18 protein-coding genes, 1 tRNA gene and 2 rRNA genes (1 of these 21 running past the window's edge) are annotated in these 19,172 nt (G+C 61.9%); 9 read left to right on the top strand and 12 right to left on the bottom strand.

The window, feature by feature from the left end:
* The 7 genes from NKH99_RS31020 to NKH99_RS30990 all read right to left on the bottom strand — a co-directional run.
* Positions 1 to 956, bottom strand: a 956-nt coding sequence (locus tag NKH99_RS31020; RefSeq protein WP_353017641.1) for an ABC transporter ATP-binding protein, incomplete at its 3' end; no start/stop codon positions are given.
* Positions 956 to 2,059: an ABC transporter ATP-binding protein gene (locus tag NKH99_RS31015; RefSeq protein ID WP_352474867.1), complete on the bottom strand. Its 1,104-nt coding sequence runs from the start codon at positions 2,057 to 2,059 to the stop codon at positions 956 to 958. The genes NKH99_RS31020 and NKH99_RS31015, both read right to left, overlap by 1 nt.
* Positions 2,056 to 2,277, bottom strand: a complete 222-nt coding sequence (locus NKH99_RS31010; protein ID WP_352474866.1) for a hypothetical protein — start codon at positions 2,275 to 2,277, stop codon at positions 2,056 to 2,058. The genes NKH99_RS31015 and NKH99_RS31010 overlap by 4 nt, the downstream gene beginning before the upstream one ends.
* The gene (locus NKH99_RS31005; RefSeq protein ID WP_292661213.1) at positions 2,274 to 3,233 is read right to left on the bottom strand and encodes a carbohydrate ABC transporter permease; all 960 of its coding nucleotides are present in this window, start codon (positions 3,231 to 3,233) and stop codon (positions 2,274 to 2,276) included. Before NKH99_RS31005 ends, NKH99_RS31010 begins: the two co-directional genes overlap by 4 nt.
* 1 nt (position 3,234) lies before the next feature.
* Positions 3,235 to 4,140, bottom strand: a complete 906-nt coding sequence (locus NKH99_RS31000) for a carbohydrate ABC transporter permease (protein WP_254816733.1) — start codon at positions 4,138 to 4,140, stop codon at positions 3,235 to 3,237.
* A gap of 74 nt (positions 4,141 to 4,214) precedes the next feature.
* Positions 4,215 to 5,531: an ABC transporter substrate-binding protein gene (locus NKH99_RS30995; protein WP_352491785.1), complete on the bottom strand. Its 1,317-nt coding sequence runs from the start codon at positions 5,529 to 5,531 to the stop codon at positions 4,215 to 4,217.
* A 356-nt stretch (positions 5,532 to 5,887) separates the two neighbouring features.
* Entirely contained in the window at positions 5,888 to 6,583 is a 696-nt protein-coding gene (locus NKH99_RS30990; protein ID WP_502900131.1) for a TetR/AcrR family transcriptional regulator, read from the bottom strand.
* A gap of 109 nt (positions 6,584 to 6,692) precedes the next feature.
* Between NKH99_RS30990 and NKH99_RS30985 the strand changes: the two genes are divergently transcribed.
* From NKH99_RS30985 to NKH99_RS30975, 3 genes are read left to right on the top strand one after another with little or no spacing between them, the layout of a single operon-like run.
* A complete protein-coding gene (locus tag NKH99_RS30985) occupies positions 6,693 to 7,889 on the top strand; it encodes a Tm-1-like ATP-binding domain-containing protein (protein WP_352503237.1) in 1,197 nt (398 codons plus the stop codon).
* 11 nt (positions 7,890 to 7,900) lie between these two features.
* Positions 7,901 to 8,740: a phosphoenolpyruvate hydrolase family protein gene (locus NKH99_RS30980; RefSeq protein WP_353017639.1), complete on the top strand. Its 840-nt coding sequence runs from the start codon at positions 7,901 to 7,903 to the stop codon at positions 8,738 to 8,740.
* A 26-nt stretch (positions 8,741 to 8,766) separates the two neighbouring features.
* Complete coding sequence (locus NKH99_RS30975) at positions 8,767 to 9,195, top strand: cupin domain-containing protein (protein WP_353017637.1); 429 nt, start codon at positions 8,767 to 8,769, stop codon at positions 9,193 to 9,195.
* Between the two features lie 30 nt (positions 9,196 to 9,225).
* Here NKH99_RS30975 and NKH99_RS30970 read toward each other — a convergent pair whose 3' ends face one another.
* Together NKH99_RS30970 and NKH99_RS30965 are read right to left on the bottom strand one after the other, a co-directional pair.
* Entirely contained in the window at positions 9,226 to 9,864 is a 639-nt protein-coding gene (locus NKH99_RS30970) for a DUF4304 domain-containing protein (protein WP_353017635.1), read from the bottom strand.
* A 62-nt stretch (positions 9,865 to 9,926) separates the two neighbouring features.
* The gene (locus NKH99_RS30965) at positions 9,927 to 11,132 is read right to left on the bottom strand and encodes a M24 family metallopeptidase (protein ID WP_352539469.1); all 1,206 of its coding nucleotides are present in this window, start codon (positions 11,130 to 11,132) and stop codon (positions 9,927 to 9,929) included.
* A 366-nt stretch (positions 11,133 to 11,498) separates the two neighbouring features.
* On the opposite strand from NKH99_RS30965, the gene NKH99_RS30960 reads away from it, so the two are divergent.
* The 6 genes from NKH99_RS30960 to NKH99_RS30935 all read left to right on the top strand — a co-directional run bounded on the left by NKH99_RS30960 (position 11,499) and on the right by NKH99_RS30935 (position 17,325).
* Positions 11,499 to 13,109: an ABC transporter substrate-binding protein gene (locus NKH99_RS30960; RefSeq protein WP_352767932.1), complete on the top strand. Its 1,611-nt coding sequence runs from the start codon at positions 11,499 to 11,501 to the stop codon at positions 13,107 to 13,109.
* Positions 13,110 to 13,396: 287 nt separating this feature from the next.
* Complete coding sequence (locus NKH99_RS30955; protein ID WP_352819704.1) at positions 13,397 to 14,383, top strand: ABC transporter permease; 987 nt, start codon at positions 13,397 to 13,399, stop codon at positions 14,381 to 14,383.
* A complete protein-coding gene (locus NKH99_RS30950) occupies positions 14,380 to 15,210 on the top strand; it encodes an ABC transporter permease (RefSeq protein ID WP_352997399.1) in 831 nt (276 codons plus the stop codon). The genes NKH99_RS30955 and NKH99_RS30950 overlap by 4 nt, the downstream gene beginning before the upstream one ends.
* Positions 15,207 to 16,034, top strand: a complete 828-nt coding sequence (locus tag NKH99_RS30945) for an ABC transporter ATP-binding protein (RefSeq protein WP_352997400.1) — start codon at positions 15,207 to 15,209, stop codon at positions 16,032 to 16,034. The genes NKH99_RS30950 and NKH99_RS30945 overlap by 4 nt, the downstream gene beginning before the upstream one ends.
* The gene (locus NKH99_RS30940; protein ID WP_352997401.1) at positions 16,031 to 16,822 is read left to right on the top strand and encodes an ATP-binding cassette domain-containing protein; all 792 of its coding nucleotides are present in this window, start codon (positions 16,031 to 16,033) and stop codon (positions 16,820 to 16,822) included. Before NKH99_RS30945 ends, NKH99_RS30940 begins: the two co-directional genes overlap by 4 nt.
* Positions 16,819 to 17,325 (top strand): L-2-amino-thiazoline-4-carboxylic acid hydrolase, encoded by a 507-nt coding sequence (locus tag NKH99_RS30935; protein ID WP_352474855.1) that lies wholly within the window; start codon positions 16,819 to 16,821, stop codon positions 17,323 to 17,325. Before NKH99_RS30940 ends, NKH99_RS30935 begins: the two co-directional genes overlap by 4 nt.
* Positions 17,326 to 18,036: 711 nt before the next feature.
* On the opposite strand, the gene NKH99_RS30930 is transcribed toward NKH99_RS30935, so the two are convergent.
* The 3 genes from NKH99_RS30930 to NKH99_RS30920 form a co-directional block, all read right to left on the bottom strand.
* Positions 18,037 to 18,113 (bottom strand) — tRNA-Met (locus NKH99_RS30930).
* 130 nt (positions 18,114 to 18,243) lie between these two features.
* Positions 18,244 to 18,358 (bottom strand): 5S ribosomal RNA (gene rrf, locus NKH99_RS30925).
* 96 nt (positions 18,359 to 18,454) lie between these two features.
* Positions 18,455 to 19,172, bottom strand: a 23S ribosomal RNA gene (locus NKH99_RS30920); it runs 2,081 nt beyond the window's last position.

Below are 19,172 nucleotides of genomic sequence, written 5' to 3'. Positions count from 1 at the left end.
CCCGGACAGCCCCCGCCCCCAGCCGCCCCACCCCGCCCCCCCCCCCCCCCCCCCCGCCCGCGCGCAACTACACCCCCCCCCCCTGCCCAACCCCCGCCCCCGGGCGGCCCCCCGGCCGCCCCCGCGCCCGTCTTTAGCCCCCCCGAAGTCTTGGCACCCCCCGAAAACGGCAATTCGAAATTCAGCGGTGCCATCACCGCACGTCCGTTGACAAGCTTGCCGTCGATGAGGTTCATCGGCGGCGAGCCGACGAAGCTTGCCACGTAGGTGTCGCGCGGATTGTTGTAGATCTCGTACGGCGTGCCGGTCTGGACGATGCGGCCATGGTTGAGCACGCCGACCTTGTCACCCATCGACATCGCCTCGATCTGATCGTGCGTCACGAACAGGAAGGTGGCGCCAAGCTGCATCTGCAGGTTCTTCAATTCGGTGCGCAGCGCTTCGCGCAATTTGGCGTCGAGCGCCGACAACGGCTCATCCATCAGGAATACCCTCGGCTTGCGCACGATGGCGCGGCCGATCGAGACGCGCTGCATCTCGCCGCCTGAAAGCCGGTCGGTCTTGCGGTCGAGTAGATGCTCGATCCGCAGCGTCCTGGCGGCGCGGTCGACGCGATCCTTGATCTCGGCATCGGGCAGCCGGCGGATTTTCGGCTTCAGCGGAAATTCGAGGTTTTGGCGTACGGTATAGCGCGGGTAGAGTGAATATTGCTGCAGCACCAGCGCCACGTCGCGCTCCGCCGCGCCCCAATCGGCGACATCGACGCCGTCGATCAAGACCTGACCTTCGCTCGGTTTTTCCAGGCCGGCAATCATGCGCAGCGTCGTCGTCTTGCCGGCGCCGGTCTCGCCGAGCAGGACGAAGAACTCGCCATCGGCGATGTCGAGATCGAGCCCGGTCAAGGCGGTGTGGTTGCCGAATTTCTTCGAGATGTTCTTGAGCTGGATGTGGGCCATCAGAGTCTCACTCCCAGCGATTTGCCGCTCGCCGTGTCGAAGAAATGCGCCTGGCCGGGATCGATTCTGACGAAGACTCTTTCGCCGGGGCCGCCGATGAAGCCGCTCTTGGTGCGCGCACGCAGCATCTTGGAGCCGACCTTGAGGTCGACGATGTCGAAGGAGCCGAGCGGCTCGACGATCTGCGTCTCCACCGGCAAGAACCCTTCGGCTGCTTCGCGGCGGACGAGGACGCCTTCCGGCCGGATGCCGAGCGCGAGTTGGCCGCCGGCATGGCCGTTGAGCTTCGACAGCAAGGCGCGCGGGAATTCGAAACCGGCGGCCGCATCGCCGACGGTGACTGAGGCCGACGAGGCTTTCTCGGTCACCGAAGCGTCGGCGACGTTCATCACCGGGCTGCCTACAAATTGCGCGACGAAAAGGTTCGCCGGATGCGAATAGACCTCGTCCGGCGAGCCAACCTGCTGCAGCACACCTTCATGCATGATGACGATGCGGTCGGCGAGGCTCATCGCCTCGATCTGGTCGTGGGTGACGTAGATGCTGGTCGAGCCCTGCTTGATGTGCAGCCGCTTGATCTCGGCCCGCATCTCCTCGCGCAGCTTGGCATCGAGCGCCCCGATCGGCTCGTCCATCAGCATCGCCTTCGGCCGCCGCACCAAGGCTCGGCCGATCGCCACGCGCTGCATGTCGCCGCCCGACAGCGCCGATGGTTTCTTGGCGAGGAGATCGCTGATCTGCAGCGTCTTGGCGACCGAGCGCACCTCGCTGTCGATCTCGGCCTTGCTCTTGCGCGTCGCCCTGAGCGGAAAGGCGATGTTCTCATAGACGCTCATATGCGGATAGAGCGAGAACGACTGGAAGACCATGGCGATATCGCGATCGGCGGCCTTGAGGTGCTGGACCGGCTTGCCGTCGATGAGGATGTCGCCGCCGTCGATCGTCTCCAGCCCGGCAATCGCCCTGAGCGTCGTCGTCTTCCCGCAGCCCGACTGGCCGAGCAGCACGATGAACTCGTTGTCGTCGATCTTCAGGTTGAGGTCCTTTATGACCTGCACGGCGCCGAAATATTTCTGGACGCCTCGAAGCTCGATCTGGGTCAATGCTGTGCCCCCGGATTTGCCCCTTGCCCGGTGCCGGCCTTCTCCTCCGGCGCGATCTTGGAGGTGATGTTGAAGCCGATCAGGCCGATCAGGATGATGGTCACGCCATAGCTGTGCAGCAGCATGTTCCACGGCTGGCAGAGCGCGATGATACCGAGCACCATCAGCACCTGGCTGCCCGGTTCGAGATATTTCTGGTTGATCTCGCGAAAGCTCATTTGCGGATCGCTCCAAACGACATGCCGCGCAACAGGTGATTACGGAGCAGGAAGGTGAAGATCGCGACCGGCAGCAGGAACAGGAAGGTTCCGGCGGCAATCACCGTCCAGTCCGGCAGGCCGGAACCGACCTGGCTGGGGATGAAGGGCGGTGCTGTCTGGGCACGGCGGCTGGTCATGATCAGTGCGAAGGCATATTCGTTCCACGCCGTGATAAAGCAGAACACGGCAGTGGCGGCGATGCCGGTGGCGGCCTCGGGCAGCACGATCTTGAAGAAGGCCTCCATGCGCGTATAGCCGTCGACGAGGGCCGCCTCCTCATACTCCTTGGGGATCTCGTCCATGAAGCCTTTCATCAGCCACACCGAGAAGGACAGGTTGAAGGCGGTGTAAAGGATGATCAGGCCGATATGGGAATCGTTGAGGCCGACCGCCCGGTACATCAGGAACATCGGAATGGCGACGACCACCGGCGGCAGCATGCGTGTCGACAGGATGAAGAACAGTAGGTCCGCCTCGCCTTTTACCTTGAAGCGCGAGAACCCATAGGCGGTGAAGGTGCCCATGCCGACGGCCAGGACGGTCGAGGTTATGGCAACGATCAGTGAGTTCATGAAACGGCTCGGATAGCCCGACCACTGCACCTGGCCCTTGCCGTCGCGCACGATCTTTTCGCCCCCATTGAAAACGACGCGCTCCCACCACGGCGCAGCCGCGTACTCCTCCGGCGACGGCGGGCTGCGCAGCTGCGAACGCTTGGTAAACAACTTGACGAAGGGCGATATCTCCGGCTGGAAAACCACCGTCGGCGGAATGGTGGTGGCGAGGTTGCGCGGCTTGAACGCCGTCGAGGCGATCCAGTAGATCGGCGCCAGGAAGATGATCGTCACCAGCAGGACAGCGACGATGGCGACCCGGTTGAAGGTGATTTCGGAAGAAGTGCGGACTGCGGCCATCTCAGCGCTCCTTCACCTTGTTGAGGTATTTGACATAGATGTTGGTGATCGCCAGCACCATGATCAGCACGATGTAGGCGAGCGCGCAGGAACGCCCGGTCTGCCATTCCTGGAAAGCCATCTTGTAGAGCCGGATCGAGATCAGCTCGGCCGTCGGCTGGCTGGTCAGGATGTAGGCGAGGTCGAAGGTCTTGAACGCCTCCATGGTGCGGAAGATGACCGCGATCATCAGGATCGGCGCAACCAGCGGCAGCGTTATGCGGAAGAAGGTGTAGAACGGTCCGGCCCTGTCGATCGCGGCTGCCTCGTAGAGATGCTTGGGCACGGCCGACAGGCCGGCCAGCGACAACAGCATGACGAAGGGCGACCACATCCAGATGTCGGTCAGCGCGACCGCATAGAGCGCCATTTTCGGATTCGACAGCCATTCGAAGGTGCCGAGGCCGAGCGCATAATTGATGATGCCGAAGGACGGATCGTAGAGCAGCTTCCAGAACAGGCCGACGACGGCCATCGACAGCATCATCGGCAACAATAGGAGCGTCGTCAGCAGGCCCTTGAGCGGAATGTCGCGATTGAGCAGCATGGCCACGCCGAAGCCGACGAGCAGCTGGCCGGCGACCGAGATGATGACGTATTTTGCGGTGATGGCGAAGTTGGACCAGACATAGGGATCGCTGAGCAGGTCGCGATAGTTTTGCAGCCCGACGAAATTCGCCGCCGCGCTGGTCGAGGCGCGGAAATCGGTGAACGAATAGCCCAGCGAATAGATCAGCGGGAAGATGTTGAAGACGATCAGAAACAGGATCGTCGGGATGATGAAGAGATTGCGGATCGAAATGTCGCTTAGACCGCGAGCGGCGGCCCGCGAGGACCTGTCCAGCGTGGTGATCATCGTGGTCGCCAAGACCCTGCTCCCGGTTCAAGAATCAGAAAAAGAAACGGAGGAGGCACGAACGCCCCCTCCGTGAAACTTCATGCTTATTGGCCGCGGCCGTATTTCTTGAAGGTCGCGTTCCAGTCGGCTGCCAGTGCGTCCAGCGTCTCCTTGGCGGTGCCTTCGCCGCCGATCATGTAAGGATAGATGCGCTGGTTAAGCTGCTGCAGCAGTTCCGCGTATTCCGGAACCGCCCAGAAGTCCTTGACCTTGAACATGGTCTCGTAGAACGCCTTGTTGTAGGGCGTGGCGTTCTGGAATTCGGGCGACTTGAGCACGGCGGCACTGCAGGTGTAGCCGCCAAGCGCTGCCCATTTCTTCTGGGTCTCATCCTTGATGAACCATTCCAGGAACTTCGTCGCCTCTTCCTGCTTCTGCGAGTAGGAAACGATGGAGATGCCCTGACCGCCGAGTGCGGCGAACTGGTCGCCGTTCGGGCCGGGAGGATTGGCGAAGAAACCGGTGTTCTTGGCGTTCGGGTTCGACGCCTCGTTGATCAACGAGGGGAAGAACGCGAAGTAGTTCATGCTCATCGCGGCCAGGTTTTCAGTGATCGCCTGGTTGTCCTCGACGAAGAACGACTTGGCCCAGCCCGGAGGCGTGAACTTGTAGAGTTCCTTGTAGGCGTCGAGCGCCGCGATCGCCTTGTCGGAGTTGATGAAGCCATCGACCTTGTAGGTCTTATAGTCACCCAGCTCGCCGCCGAAGGAGAACAGCGCGTTTTCGAAGCCCATCGCCATCGCGTCATAGGAATTGTCGGTGTAGATGGCGATGCCGTATCGCTTCTGATCCGGCCGGTAGAAGAATTCGGCGATGTCGCGTAGCGCCTTGAAGTCCTTCGGCACGTCGAGGTCGTAGCCATACTTGGCCTTGAAGGCTTCCTTTTCCTTCGGGTCTTCGAACCAGTCCTTGCGATAGGACCAGCCGACGGCGTCGCCTTCGAGCGGAATGGCCCAGTACTTGCTGCTGCCGCCCGGATATTCGGCATAGTATTTCACCGTGGCCGGTGCCATCACTTCACCGACCTTGTGCTTGTTGAAGAAGTCGGTCAGGTCGACATAGTGGCCCCCGGTCGAGCCAGCACCAAGCCATTGCGAGTCGCCGACGACCATATCGTAGGCGTCGCCATGGGCGTTGAACTCGGTGAAGGCCTTGGTCTGGAAGTCGGGCCACGGTGTGGTTTCCACCGTGATCTTGACGCCGGTTTCCTTCTCGTACTCGTTGCCGAGTTCCTGCAGGTAATTGGCCGGATCCCATTCCGCCCAGAAGATTGTAAGTTCCTTTTCCTGCGCGTAGACGGACGTTCCGCAGGCGAGCACTAGGCCGATACCAGCAAGCAAGCTGGTCATTGTCTTGCGCATAATGATTTCCTCCCTTGTGCGCATTCTACCGTTCATGAGAACCGGCATCGAGGCCGGCCCTGGTAGTCCTCCCGTGACGGCACCGTTTCGGTCTGTGAGCCTCCTCGCTCGACCAAAACGGATCTCAGCCTTCACCTTGATCCGCTTTATTTGTCCTGATCTGGTATTACCAATCTAAGAGGAACGTCAAGCCCTTTCTTGGACGGTGGCGGACACGCAGACAAGCTGGCTTCTGCGATATCTGCCTGTTTTCCCTGAATTTTCCTACTCCATGATACATGAATGCCTTACTTGGGCCGCTGCATCGCCAGTAGCATGAATAGCCAGGTTGAAAATCTGGTCGAACCAGATTGGCGTCATCTCACGGCGGTCGTCGGCGCGATCCCATCTCCTTCAATCATCGATTCGGTCATAGCCGCGCGCACAAGAGCGCCGGCCGCCCATTGCGCAACCGACATCATACTGCGGCTATCCAATCCCCATATATCTTTCAATACGATCAGCATCTCAACACCGAAGATCAATGACAGCGCCTGCGCGAGCCGCTTGAATTCGCGCGGCGGCAACCGGCCTTTGAGTGGCGCGATCGCATCTTTCAAAAGATCGACGCGATGGCCGCGGGTGAAGGCAGGTTCGCCGTCAAGCGTGCCTGCCTGTCGCTGCGCCCACTGGTCGAGCGACAGTTTCAGCGCCGCCTTGAACGTCGCTTCGAAGACCTCGATGCGCGGCATGGCGGTCTCGAACAGCTCGGCGACCCGGCGCTCGGGATCGGCAGAGCTCGATTTCCACGTAAGGATCGGCCCAAGCCCCTCATCGACCACCGCCTGCACCAACGCCGCCTGGCTCGGAAAATACCGATAGGCGGTGGCGCGCGAGACCTCCGCTGCCTCCGCCACCTCGCTGACGGAGGGCGTGGCGCCCGCCTGCATCAGCTTTGTCGCCGTCTCCAGCATGAGACGCCTGGTGCGCGCGCGGGCCCCGCGCTCTACCTGGGGGTTCGGCCCTTGGCTGGCATCGTCGTCGATTGCCGCCTGTTGACGTGAGACATTCATGTCAATACGATACGCGTGTCTCAAAAAATTGCAATGGTCCTTCGCGCCGTCGAACGGCCGGACAAAAAGGGGCGGCAGCGCCGAACACGCCCAAGACCGGGGAAACGCGATGAAGCGCATCTATGTGGTGGGCACCGCCGACACCAAGGGCGAGGAACTCGCGTTTCTGGCCGATGCGGTCGCCGCTACCGGCGCTTCGATTGCCCGTGTCGACATCGGAACACGCGGCGCGACCGTGCCGGTCGATGTTTCGGCAGACGAGGTCGCCAGCCACCATTCCGAGGGTCGCAATGCCGTACTCGGCGTCGACGATCGCGGCACCGCGGTGGCGGCGATGGCTGCCGCCTTTGCCCGGTTTGTCCAGTCGCGCAGCGATATTGCCGGGATTATCGGCATTGGCGGCGGTGGCGGCACTTCGATCATCACCGCAGGCATGCGCACGCTGCCGCTCGGTCTGCCCAAGATCATGGTTTCGACGTTGGCCTCGGGTGACACCGCGCCTTACGTCGACGTCTCCGACATCGTCATGATGCCGTCGGTGACCGACATGGCCGGCCTCAACCGGCTTTCGCGTGTCGTGCTGCACAATGCCGCCCAGGCGATATCAGGCATGGCGACAAAGCCGGCGCCGCCGCCCGACGGCAAACCGTCGCTCGGCCTCACCATGTTCGGCGTCACCACGCCATGCGTGACCGCGATCGCCGATGAGCTTCGTTCGACTTATGACTGCATGGTCTTTCATGCCACCGGCACCGGCGGCCGCACCATGGAAAAATTGGCCGACAGCGGCCTGTTGTCCGGCGTCATCGACATCACAACGACCGAAGTCTGCGACTTGCTGTTTGGCGGCGTGCTGCCGGCGACCGAGGATCGCTTTGGCGCCATCGCCCGCACCGGGCTGCCTTATGTCGGCTCGGTCGGCGCGCTCGACATGGTCAATTTCTGGGCGCCGCCGACAATTCCGGAACGCTATCGCGGCCGGCTGTTCTATGAGCACAATCCAAACGTCACACTGATGCGCACCACTGCCGACGAAAGCAGAACGATCGGCGAATGGATCGGTACAAGGCTGAGCCTCTGCCAGGGTCCGGTTCGTTTCCTCATTCCGGAGAAAGGCGTGTCGGCGCTCGACATTGAAGGCGGCGCCTTCTTCGACCCTGAAGCCGATGCCGCTTTGTTCGAGGCGATCGAGCGTACCATCAAACCCGCCAAAACGCGGCGCGTGCTGCGTTTGCCGCTTCATATCAACGACCCCGAATTCGCCTGGGCTGCCACAACGGCCTTCCTCGACATCGCCAGACAGTGAGACACCAAGACATGGCCGCCATACCGCGCAAGAAAATCCTGGAGAAATTCCGCAAGATGATCGCGGACGGCGTGCCGATCGTCGGCGGCGGTGCCGGCACCGGCCTGTCGGCCAAGGCAGAGGAAGCCGGCGGCATCGACCTGATCATCATCTACAATTCGGGCCGCTACCGCATGGCCGGGCGCGGCTCGGCCGCCGGCCTGCTCGCCTATGGCAACGCCAACGAGATCGTCAAGGAAATGGCCTACGAAGTGCTGCCGGTAGTGAAGAAGACGCCGGTGCTGGCCGGCGTCAACGGCACCGATCCCTTCGTCATCATGCCGCTGCTTTTGGCCGAGTTGAAGACGATCGGTTTTTCCGGTGTGCAGAACTTTCCGACTATCGGCCTGTTCGACGGCCAGATGCGGCAGAGTTTTGAAGAAACCGGCATGGGCTTCGGGCTCGAGGTCGACATGATCGCCGAGGCTCACAAACTCGACCTGTTGACCACGCCCTATGTCTTCAACGCAGACGAGGCGCGCGCCATGACAACAGCTGGCGCCGACATCGTCGTCGCCCATATGGGGGTGACCACCGGCGGCTCGATTGGCGCGACATCGGCTAAATCGCTGGACGACTGTGTGAGCGAGATCGACGCCATCGCCAAAGCGGCACGCTCAGTGCGCGAGGATATGATCCTGCTTTGCCATGGCGGGCCGATCTCGATGCCGGACGACGCCAGATATATTCTCGAGCGCTGCAAGGGCCTGCACGGATTCTATGGCGCCAGTTCGATGGAGCGGCTGCCGGCGGAAGCCTCGATCGCCAGGCAGACGGCGGATTTCAAGGCCGTCACGTTCGGCGCTGCGTAGAGACCAGCAAAAAGAAGGGTGGGACGATGACCGATAACAGCAAGGTATTCGTATATCCAAAAGACGTCAGCGCCTTCGGCTTCGACTGGGGCAGGCTGTCGCTGACGGTCGCTCCCGAAGTGAACGGCGCAAAGCGATTTTCCGGTGGTGTCGTCGACCTACCGTCAGGCAAAGGCCATACGCGTCATAACCATCCGGGTGCGGAGGAGATCATCTTTGTCATCTCAGGCAATGGCGAGCAGATGGTCGAAGACGAGAAAGGCAACCCGGTCGTCGAGAAAGTCGGCCCCGGCTGCACCATCTATGTGCCGGAAAGCCGCTTCCACTCGACGCTCAATACCGGCGATGCGGCCATGCAGCTTTTCGTCGTCTATTCGCCGGCAGGGCCGGAACTGGCATTGCGGGAGTTGCCGGATTTCAGGTTGATCCGCCGGGCAGATAATGTCACAGGCTGAGGCCAATCTTCATCGCACGAGCGACCCTTGCTAGGTTGTTAGTATCGCTTCCCAGAGCGAGCCTATCCGGCAAAGTGGGGACATCGCGCTCTGATCGGAAAGCATCCGGCGAAGGTAAGCGCGCCACCCAATAGGACAAACAGTTTTCCGCTGCCTCCGGACCAAGCTGCCAGAGTACAAATCGAACAGCATTTCAGGGAACATGAAGCCCGGAACTTCAGAACATGCGACCTGTTCGGCTAGTTTGCGCGGAACGTCGAAACGTTCGAAGAGCGGCAGGACAGTCGTTTGGATGTTGGCAACGATGTTCGCGATTTCAGCCTGGCGGGTATGCGGGTTTGCGATGTTCCATGTCCGCCAATGATGCGGGGTTCGCAAATTGCCAAGCTGTCCACCGGCGACCCAATCGCTGACACTGGCGGGCCAAGCGCTTCGCTCGTCCCACTCCTTTATTGCCTTGCTGTAGACCGACGCATGCACGACGAGTTCGACGTACTCGCCGCCGACGTTCAGATAGTTTGATTGAAAGGAGATTTTGAATGCCCAGTCGCCGGCCCGACGACTCGCATGAGGACCGGTTTTCGCAAAGCGGAACCCAATCGGTTCGAACTCCATGGAGATCTGCTTGCACCCGTCGATAAAGACCTGCTTGGGCAGTTCGCGTTCCATATCGGCAAATGCTCGCTGGTGTGACCAATTGTTTGCTCGGACGAGGTAATCTCAAGAACGGGCTAGGTACCAGCGCCTAAGCCGCCCCCGCCCCTGTTCCAGCCCCGGCCCCGATCGCCGAACATGACGTAGCCGGCATCGGTCACCGCCACCGTGTCCTCCAGCTTGATGAAGCCGCGCGTCGGGTGGAGCATGGTCGTCTCGACCGAAAGCACCATGTTCTTCTCCAGCGGCTTTGCGGCATAGGTGCCTTCATAGGTCACCGGATGGTTGGTCATCAGGAACGGCGCTTCATGCGTGATCAGCCCCATGCCATGCGCGAAGAAATCAGTATAGGCCGCAACCTTGGATTTCTTCAGAACGCCTTCGGCATGAGAAATCATGTCACCGCCCAGCGTGCCCGCCTTGACCTTGGAGAAGGCCGCCTGCTGCACTGTCTCGATCTCGGCCAGCAGATCCTCGAGTTCGGCGTCAGGGTCGCCCAGCACGCCCATGCGGCAAAGATCGCCGATATAGCCGTGGTAGTTGCCGCCGGAATCGATCGACATCACTTCGCCCCGTTTCCACGCCTGCGGCGAGGCTGCGCGGTTGTGGCTGGAGCCTAGCGTCAACAGGCAATATTCGAAATGCGCGCCGCGATTGGTCTCCTCGCGCCTGAGATGTTCGATGATCTCGCTCTTTGTCGTGCCTTCGCGTGCCCAGCCGATGGTCGCCAGCATGGAATCGGTGATCAGCTCCGAAGCGATGCGCAGCTTTTCCAGCTCCGCCTCGGTTTTGATTGCCCGCATGCGCTCCAGCATATCAGTCGCATCGATCAGCTTGGCATCCGGCAGCGCGTTGCGGATCAGCATATAGGCGTCGGACGGCAGGAAGGCGGGCTCGATGCCGATGCGGGCATTGCCCTTGGTGATCTTTCGCAAATGCTCGACCGCCAGATTGGCGGCATCGAGCGTACCCCAGCAGGCGGCATGCAGTGTCGGCGTCCAGAATGGATGATTCTGGTGCTCGCCGCCTTCCATGCGGTTGCCGATGTAGGCGGCATGCTCCGGCCCACCTTTCTCATAGACGACGAAAGGCAGATAACGGCTGTGGCCGATTGCATCCATGGCGGCGAAGAAGATGAACTTGTAGCCGCCAAGCAGATATTGCGTGTTGTGCTTGGAGGTGGCGAGCAGCACGTCGATGCCGGCCTCCTCCATCAGCCCGTCCACCCTGGCCTGGTCGAACGGCACGCTGCCGACGGCATTCTTGCCTGGGGCAATGTTCATGTCTCTCTCCCTGAAATCCCTTAGCCGGCCGCTCGCCGGCACCGGCTTTTCCGGCTCTGAACCTCGGCTATGCTTAAATCTGCATCATTTTGCCCGATCTGGTCCAGCCAGAACGGGCGAACCAGCCCCAAAAGCTGCTCCACCTGCTGCACTTTACCCCAGCCTGGTCCTGCTAGAACCGCGCGTCGAACCGTTTTCTGTACAACTGGTCCAGCGGACGGAAATTTCAAAGCCACGTAGAGATGCGCCAATTCCGTCTTTGGCGAAACCCCGCACAAGGCCCATAATCAGCTTTGCAGGATGCTTACGAGCGTCCGAGGGGTACGGCGGACCCGGCTGGGTCCGCGGAGAGGACGGAGTTCGATCATGCCAGAGTTCACCATTTCCAGACGTACAATGCTGGCCGGTTCGGCGTTGCTGTTGGCCTCCACCGCCATGCCGACGATCGGCTCGGCGCAGACGCCGAGAAAGGGCGGACGACTGGTTGTCGCTGCCGATTCCGAGCCGCGCAATCTCAATCCGGCGATTGTCGCCTCGAACGGCGTCTTCTTCATCTCGAGCAAGATCGTGGAAACCTTGGCCGAGGCCTCCTTCGGCGGCAAGGATGGGCTCGATCCGCGGCTGGCGCTCAGCTGGGAAGGTGCCGCCGACGGCCTGTCGCTGACGTTCAAACTGCGCGAGGGCGTCAAATGGCATGATGGGAAGCCATTCACCTCAGCCGATGTCGCCTTCTCGGCGCTGCAGGTCTGGAAGCCGCTGCAGAATCTCGGCCGCACCGTGTTCAAGGATCTGGAGGCCGTCGACACGCCGGACGAAACCACCGCCGTGTTCAAATTCGCCAAGCCGACACCGTTCCAGCTGATCCGCAACGCCTTGCCGGCGCTGAGCAGCGTGGTGCCCAAGCACATCTACGAGACCGGAAAGATCGAGGACAACCCGGCCAACAACGCCCCGGTCGGCACCGGACCGTTCAAATTTGCCGAACACAAGCCCGGCGAATATTACCGGCTGGAGAAGAACACCGACTATTGGGGCAAGGACGAGCCCTATCTCGACGAGATCATCTATCAGGTGCTGCCGGACCGCACGTCGGCGGCCAGCGCCCTGGAAGCCGAAGAGATCCAGCTCGCCGCCTTCTCCGCCGTGCCCCTGGCCGATCTCGACCGCATCTCCAAAGTGCCCGGTCTCAAGGTGATCACCAAGGGTTATGAAGGGCTGACCTACCAGCTCGTCGTTGAGATCAATCATCGCCGCAAGGAGCTGGCCGACCTGAAAGTACGCCAGGCGATCGCTCACGCCATCGACAAGGATTTCGTCGTCAAGACGGTATTCCTTGGCTATGCCGCCACCGCCACTGGCCCGGTGCCGAAAAACGACCCGCAATTCTACACCGCCGACGTGCCGACCTACGCTTTCGACGTCGCCAAGGCCAACGCCTTGCTTGACGAGGCCGGCTACAGCCGGGGCGATGACGGCAAGCGCTTTTCATTGAGATTGCTGCCGGCGCCTTACTTCAACGAAACCAAGCAGTTCGGCGACTATCTGCGCCAGGCGCTCGCCGTCATTGGCATCGACGCCCAGTTGGTCAACAACGACTCTGCCGCGCACATCAAGGCGGTTTACACCGACCACGCCTTCGACCTTGCGGTCGGGCCGCCGGTGTTCCGCGGCGATCCAGCGATCTCGACCACCATCCTGGTGCAGAGCGGTATTCCCGACGGCGTGCCCTTCTCCAACCAGGGTGGCTACAAGAATGCCGATCTCGACGCCCTGATCGCCAAGGCATCGGAGACGCTCGACACCGCCGCCCGCACCGAACTCTACAAGGAGTTCCAGAGAAAAGTTGCCGCCGACCTGCCGCTGATCAACGTCGCCGAATGGAGTTTCATCAGCGTCGCCCGCGATACGGTCAACAACATCGCTAACAACCCGCGCTGGGCAGTATCGAACTGGGCGGACACTTGGCTCGCGGGGTAAGGAAGTCTCTCCAGACTTGCGTGCCGCTTGTGTGGGTGCTCAGCTTCAGCGATGAGAGCTTTTTCGCGCCCCCCTCTGTCCTGCCCTCTTTGCCACCACTTGGCATCTCCCCCACGAGGGGGGAGATCGGCTGTCATTGTCGCTTTCGCCAATCTCCAGCGTTGCAAGACGGCCGGCAACGCCGAAACTGCCAATCTCCCTCCTTGTGGGGGAGATGTCCGGCAGGACAGAGGGGGGCGCCGTAGAGGGCGGCACCGAAGACTTGGCTCTCCTATCGGCGTTGCGCCATGACCCGCGCCGTCATCCTCCTTCGCCGCCGTCTCGTCGGCAGCATCTTCGTGCTACTGATTGTCGTCATCGGCACGTTCCTGTTGCTCGAAGCCGCTCCCGGCGATGCGGTCGATGCCTACATCGTCTCGACCGGCGGCGACGCCGGCATGATCGAGCTGTTGCGTCACCGCTGGGGGCTCGACCAGTCGGAGCTGACGCGGCTCGCCAATTATCTTTGGGCGCTGCTGCATCTCGATCTCGGCCAATCGGTCACCTTTTCGCGGCCGATCCGCGATGTCATCCTCGAACGCCTGCCCAACACGCTGCTGTTGATGGGCAGCGCCACCGCGCTCTCCTTCGGCCTCGGCTCGGCGCTCGGCATCTATGCCGGCGCCAGACCCGGCAGCTTCCGCGATCGCTTCCTGTCCATCGGTTCGCTGGCGCTCTATGCCGTGCCGGGCTTCTGGCTCGGGCTTGTGCTGATCATTGTCTTCGCCGTCGACCTGCGCTGGTTTCCGATCGGCGGCATCGAGAGTATCGCCTCGGCCAAGAGCGGCCTCGATCGCGCCGCCGACATCGCCCGCCATCTCGTCCTGCCGGTTTCGGCGCTCGGCTTCATTTATCTCGCGCTCTATCTGCGCATGATGCGCGCCGGCATGGCCGAGGTGTGGCGGCAGGACTTTGTGCTGGCCGCCCGTGCCAGGGGACTTTCCCGCCGTCGCATCGTGCTCGCTCACGTCGCCCGTAACGCGCTGTTGCCGCTGGTCACCATGTTCGGCCTGCAGTCGGCGCAAATGCTGGGCGGCAGCGTCGTCATCGAGAGCGTCTTTTCCGTCCCCGGCCTCGGCCGGCTGGCGCAGGAAGCGGTGGCCGCGCGGGATACCCCACTACTGCTCGGCATTATTCTCACCAGCGCTGTCCTGGTCGTCATCATCAACCTTCTCGTCGACATCGCCTACGCCTTCCTCGATCCGCGCGTCGGCGCCAGTGAGGCCGGCGCGTGAGCCCGCTTCGCCGCTTTCTCCGGACCCCGGAAGCGATCGCCGGCGCGGTCATCCTGGCGGCGCTGTTTGCCGTGGCGCTTGCCGCACCTTTGTTCTTTCCCGGCGATCCGCAGGCCATTGCCGGGCCGGCGTTGCTGCCGCCGTTCCAGGACTGGTCGTTGCCACTCGGCACCGACCGCCTTGGCCGTGACGTGCTTGCCGAGCTCTTCCACGGCGCCCGCACCTCGCTGGCGGTCGGGGCGGCCGCAGCAGCCGTCGCCCTTGCCGTCGGCGCCGTGATCGGCACGTTGGCCGGTTTTGCCGGCGGCCTTGTCGACGAGATGCTGATGCGCATCACGGACGCTTTCCAGACCGTCCCAGCCTTTCTGCTGGCTTTGGCTTTCGTCAGCATCGTCGGGCCGTCGCTCGGCGTCGTCGTCGCTGCGATCGCGCTGGGCGCCTGGACCGGACCGGCACGCGTGGCGCGCGCCGAAGTGCTGTCGATCCGCGAGCGCGATTTTGTTGCGGGCGCCCGCGTCATCGGCATGCATCCGCTGGAGATCGCCTTTCGCGAGGTGCTCCCCAATGCGCTGCCGCCGGTAATGGCTTTGTCGTCGGTGATCGTCGCCGCGGCGATTCTCACCGAAGCGGCATTGTCCTTCCTCGGCCTTGGCGACCCCAACCGCGTAACCTGGGGCGGCATGATCGCCGAAGGCCGCGCCGTGCTGCGCACCGCGCCCTTCCTGTCGATCATTCCGGGCGTAGCGCTCGTGCTGACCGTGCTCGGCGTCTATCTCACCGGCGAAGGCGTCGTCGAGACCACGGCGATGAGGAGGAGCCTGTCGTGACGGCGCTTGCTTCGATTCGCAGTCTGACGGTGACCTATCGCCGCGACGGCGCCGAGGTGGCGGCGCTAAAGAATGTCAGCCTCGACATCCCCGCCGGCGAGCGCTTTGCCATCATCGGCGAGAGCGGTTCCGGCAAGAGCACGCTGGCGCTAGCCATTGCCGGGCTGCTGCCGGCCACTGCCAAGATCGAAGGCCGTATCGATTGGCTCTTGCGCCCGCCACCAATGTTTGGTGCCAAGGCACCTGCCGGTCTTCGCGACCATGCTCCAATCGGTGGCCGTGACATCGGCTTTATTTTCCAGGACCCATCCGCAAGTCTCGATCCGGTGATGCCAATAGGCAAGCAGATCGCGGAAGTCGCCTACACCCAACTCGGCCTCAGTTGGCGAGACGCCTATGCCAAGGCAAAAACCCTGCTCGAACGGGTCCGTCTGCCCGACCCCGATGTCGCTTTGCGTGCCTTTCCACATCAGCTCTCCGGCGGCCAGAAGCAGCGCGTGGCGATCGCCGCAGCGATTGCGGCCGGGCCGAAACTGCTGATCGCCGACGAGGCGACCAGTGCGCTGGACACCATCGTGCAGGCCGAGATTGTCGGGCTGATCCGGCGACTGGTGGCCGAGGACGGTATGACCCTGCTGTTCATCAGCCACGACATTGCGCTGGCCGCTGAGCTTGCAGAGCGCATAGCGGTGTTCCGGCATGGCGAGCTGCTCGAGCTCGATTCGACAGCCCAAATCGTCAATGCGCCGCGTCACGCATACACTCGTGTGCTGCTTGACGCTCATCTCGGCCTCGACGCCGAGCCGCTGTTGCGGCGAACATGACCAGTCCGCTGCTCGCCGTTTCCGGCCTGACCAAACGATACAGTCGCGGCGGCAAGACCATCGCCGCGGTCGACGACGTTTCCTTCCACATCGACCCCGGCGAGACGCTGGCGCTGGCCGGACCTTCCGGCAGCGGCAAGTCGACGATAGCTCGTCTAGTGCTCCGGCTCGTCGAATTCGATACCGGCAGTATCGAATTTGAAGGCAGCGATTTCCTGTCGCTGAACGGCGCTGCCTTGCGCGGCCGGCGCGCCCGTCTTCAGATGGTGTTTCAGGATCCGCTCGCCGCCTTGAACCCACGCGCCACAGTCGCGCGTGTGCTCGACGACCCCCTGCGCATCCATCACATTGCCTCCGGCCCCGAGCGCCCGCGCCGAATTGCAGCTCTGCTGGAACGCGTCGGCCTCAGCCCCGGTCTCGCCGGCCGCGCCATTCACGAGATTTCCGGCGGCCAACGCCAGCGCGTTGCAATCGCCCGCGCCATTGCCACGAAACCGTCGCTGATCGTGCTCGACGAGGCCGTGTCGGCGCTCGACGTTTCGGTTCGCGCGCAGATCCTGCAACTGCTGCTCGATCTTCAACGCGAGGAGCGCATCGCCTATCTGTTCATTTCGCACGATCTCGGCGTCGTCCGTGCCATCGCCCACCGCATGGCCATTCTGGACGCCGGGCGGATTGCCGAGAGCGGCGATGCCCGCACCGTCATCGACGCGCCGCAATCCGCGATCGGCAAGGCGCTGGTGGCGGCAGCGCCAAGACTGTCAAGGATCGAACAGGACGCATCATGACCGACGCCGAAGCCCGAGCCGAAAAACTGTCGCGCGAACTCGATTCCGCCTTCCGCAACCGTGCCGATCTCTATCGTCTGTTGCTCGACGAGCTGACCGCGGAAGTTGGCGCGGAAAAGGCTGAGGCGATCATGATCCGCACCATCGAACGGCGAGGCAGGGAGGTTGCGGCGGCGGCCTTCGCCGATTTCGGCCCCAACGACGCACCGGCGATCGGCGAGGCGTTCCTCGCCGTCAGCCCGGATGGCGGCCGCATGTATCCGACCGATGTCGAACGCGGCCCGGACCGCATCGCCTTCAGGGTCAGGCGCTGCCCGCTGAAGGACGCCTGGGTCGAAGCCGGCATCGACGACGAGAAGCTCGCCACGCTCTGCCGCATCGCCGGCGCCTTCGATCGCGGCCTGTTCGAGGCCACCGGAGTGCGCTTCGACAACGTCACCTGGACGGCGGGCCACGGTTCCGGCTGCTGCCACATCGCCTTGACCAACCGCGATGCCGGTTAGAGCTGCAGCTCGAGCCATGTCGGCGAAGAAGTAGAGTTCCGTTCCGTTGGGCAGCACGGAGCCAAAAACCCCGGCGCCATAAGGCAAGCGGGGATTTTGATGTGTGCATTGCAGGGAGTTCGTGCGGACAGTATCTGCCTCGGTGTCCCGCTGTGTCGGCTTCGTTGCTAAGTGTCCGGGTTGCTACGTGTCCGGCCGGACGCGTCTTTGTGGGTTCATGGCTGTGGCCTCGAGCCACGGCAATCAAATCAATCCGAGATTTTGTCGGATTGCGGCATCCTTGTTCGTCTTCTGTAGGGGAGTTCCTGGAGGTGAACTATGAGCGAATTGCCGGTGGTCAAAACGCGACGCAAAGGCAAGACCCTTACGCAGAGCATGCTGATCCCAACCGAGAAAATGGTCGCTGACGAACTCCGGGCTGCAGGACCTGGCCACTTTTCGGACCTAGCAGAGTTACGACGTAAGCTCGCGGCAAAATACGGAGCAGACGCCTGCTGCCCAGTGACTGTGCGGCGGCACCTGGTGCATATCAGTCAAGACGGCAGCGCGCCCTTTTGGCGCGTCGTAAATCTCGATCGGCCATTCGCCCGACGTATGAGAGGTGGATCGGAGCACATACGCGAAAAATTGGCCGCGGAATGCTAAAGTGTCCTGTCGCCGTACTTCAGCGCATACGAAAACGGCCCGCACAAGGCGGGCCGTTTTCGAATTTGGTTGCGGGGACAGGATTTGAACCTGTGACCTTCAGGTTATGAGCCTGACGAGCTACCGGGCTGCTCCACCCCGCGTCAACCCTAGAAGTAAGCCTTGGCTCACTGGATTCAAGCTTCCGCCAAATGAAAGGGCCGCTTGCGCGGCCCGATATCCCGTTGGCGGGCCTGTTCGTAAGGAGAAGATTAAACAACGTGCGCTTGGCAGACCTGGCAGCGACCTACTCTCCCGCGTCTTGAGACGAAGTACCATCAGCGCTGGAGCGTTTCACGGCCGAGTTCGGAATGGGATCGGGTGCAGCCGCTCCGCCATAACCACCAGGTCGGCAAAACGCACGTTGCTCGAGAAGCTGTTTTCTGTGCCATCCATCTCGGCGCAATCCAAGGATTGTCACCAGAAATGGGCATTAGGAATGAGAACGATCAAGCCGATCGAACTATTAGTACCGGTAAGCTTCAAGCGTTGCCGCTCTTCCACACCCGGCCTATCAACGTGGTCGTCTTCCACGGTTCTCAGGGAATACTCGTTTTAAGGTGGGTTTCCCGCTTAGATGCCTTCAGCGGTTATCCCGTCCGGATATAGCTACCCTGCTATGCGGCTGGCGCCACAACAGGTCCACCAGAGATCCGTCCATCCCGGTCCTCTCGTACTAGGGACAGATCCTTTCAATATTCCTACACCCACGGCAGATAGGGACCGAACTGTCTCACGACGTTCTGAACCCAACTCACGTACCGCTTTAAATGGCGAACAGCCATACCCTTGGGACCTGCTCCAGCCCCAGGATGCGATGAGTCGACATCGAGGTGCCAAACAACCCCGTCGATATGGACTCTTGGGGGTCATCAGCCTGTTATCCCCGGCGTACCTTTTATCCGTTGAGCGATGGCCCTTCCACGCGGGACCACCGGATCACTATGACCGACTTTCGTCTCTGCTCGACTTGTCAGTCTCGCAGTCAGGCAGGCTTATGCCATTGCACTCAGCGAACGATTTCCGACCGTTCTGAGCCCACCATCGCGCGCCTCCGTTACTCTTTAGGAGGCGACCGCCCCAGTCAAACTACCCACCATACATTGTCCCGGACCCGGATAACGGGCCGCGGTTAGACATCCATAGTGATAAGGGTGGTATTT

This window comes from Mesorhizobium sp. M0854 (genome assembly GCF_040319815.1).
Classification (GTDB): domain Bacteria; phylum Pseudomonadota; class Alphaproteobacteria; order Rhizobiales; family Rhizobiaceae; genus Mesorhizobium.
Note: the sequence above shows the minus strand (reverse complement) of the source record. Positions and strands in the feature narration are given on the sequence as shown.

Excerpts from the sequence above, each read along its gene's own strand:
- NKH99_RS31010 (WP_352474866.1), bottom strand. The coding sequence starts at position 2,277 with ATGAGCTTTCGCGAGATCAACCAGAAATATCTCGAACCGGGCAGCCAG.
- NKH99_RS31005 (WP_292661213.1), bottom strand. The coding sequence starts at position 3,233 with ATGGCCGCAGTCCGCACTTCTTCCGAAATCACCTTCAACCGGGTCGCC.
- NKH99_RS30995 (WP_352491785.1), bottom strand. The coding sequence starts at position 5,531 with ATGCGCAAGACAATGACCAGCTTGCTTGCTGGTATCGGCCTAGTGCTC.
- NKH99_RS30990 (WP_502900131.1), bottom strand. The coding sequence starts at position 6,583 with ATGAATGTCTCACGTCAACAGGCGGCAATCGACGACGATGCCAGCCAA.
- NKH99_RS30985 (WP_352503237.1), top strand. The coding sequence starts at position 6,693 with ATGAAGCGCATCTATGTGGTGGGCACCGCCGACACCAAGGGCGAGGAA.
- NKH99_RS30980 (WP_353017639.1), top strand. The coding sequence starts at position 7,901 with ATGGCCGCCATACCGCGCAAGAAAATCCTGGAGAAATTCCGCAAGATG.
- NKH99_RS30975 (WP_353017637.1), top strand. The coding sequence starts at position 8,767 with ATGACCGATAACAGCAAGGTATTCGTATATCCAAAAGACGTCAGCGCC.
- NKH99_RS30970 (WP_353017635.1), bottom strand. The coding sequence starts at position 9,864 with ATGGAACGCGAACTGCCCAAGCAGGTCTTTATCGACGGGTGCAAGCAG.
- NKH99_RS30965 (WP_352539469.1), bottom strand. The coding sequence starts at position 11,132 with ATGAACATTGCCCCAGGCAAGAATGCCGTCGGCAGCGTGCCGTTCGAC.
- NKH99_RS30960 (WP_352767932.1), top strand. The coding sequence starts at position 11,499 with ATGCCAGAGTTCACCATTTCCAGACGTACAATGCTGGCCGGTTCGGCG.
- NKH99_RS30955 (WP_352819704.1), top strand. The coding sequence starts at position 13,397 with ATGACCCGCGCCGTCATCCTCCTTCGCCGCCGTCTCGTCGGCAGCATC.
- NKH99_RS30940 (WP_352997401.1), top strand. The coding sequence starts at position 16,031 with ATGACCAGTCCGCTGCTCGCCGTTTCCGGCCTGACCAAACGATACAGT.
- NKH99_RS30935 (WP_352474855.1), top strand. The coding sequence starts at position 16,819 with ATGACCGACGCCGAAGCCCGAGCCGAAAAACTGTCGCGCGAACTCGAT.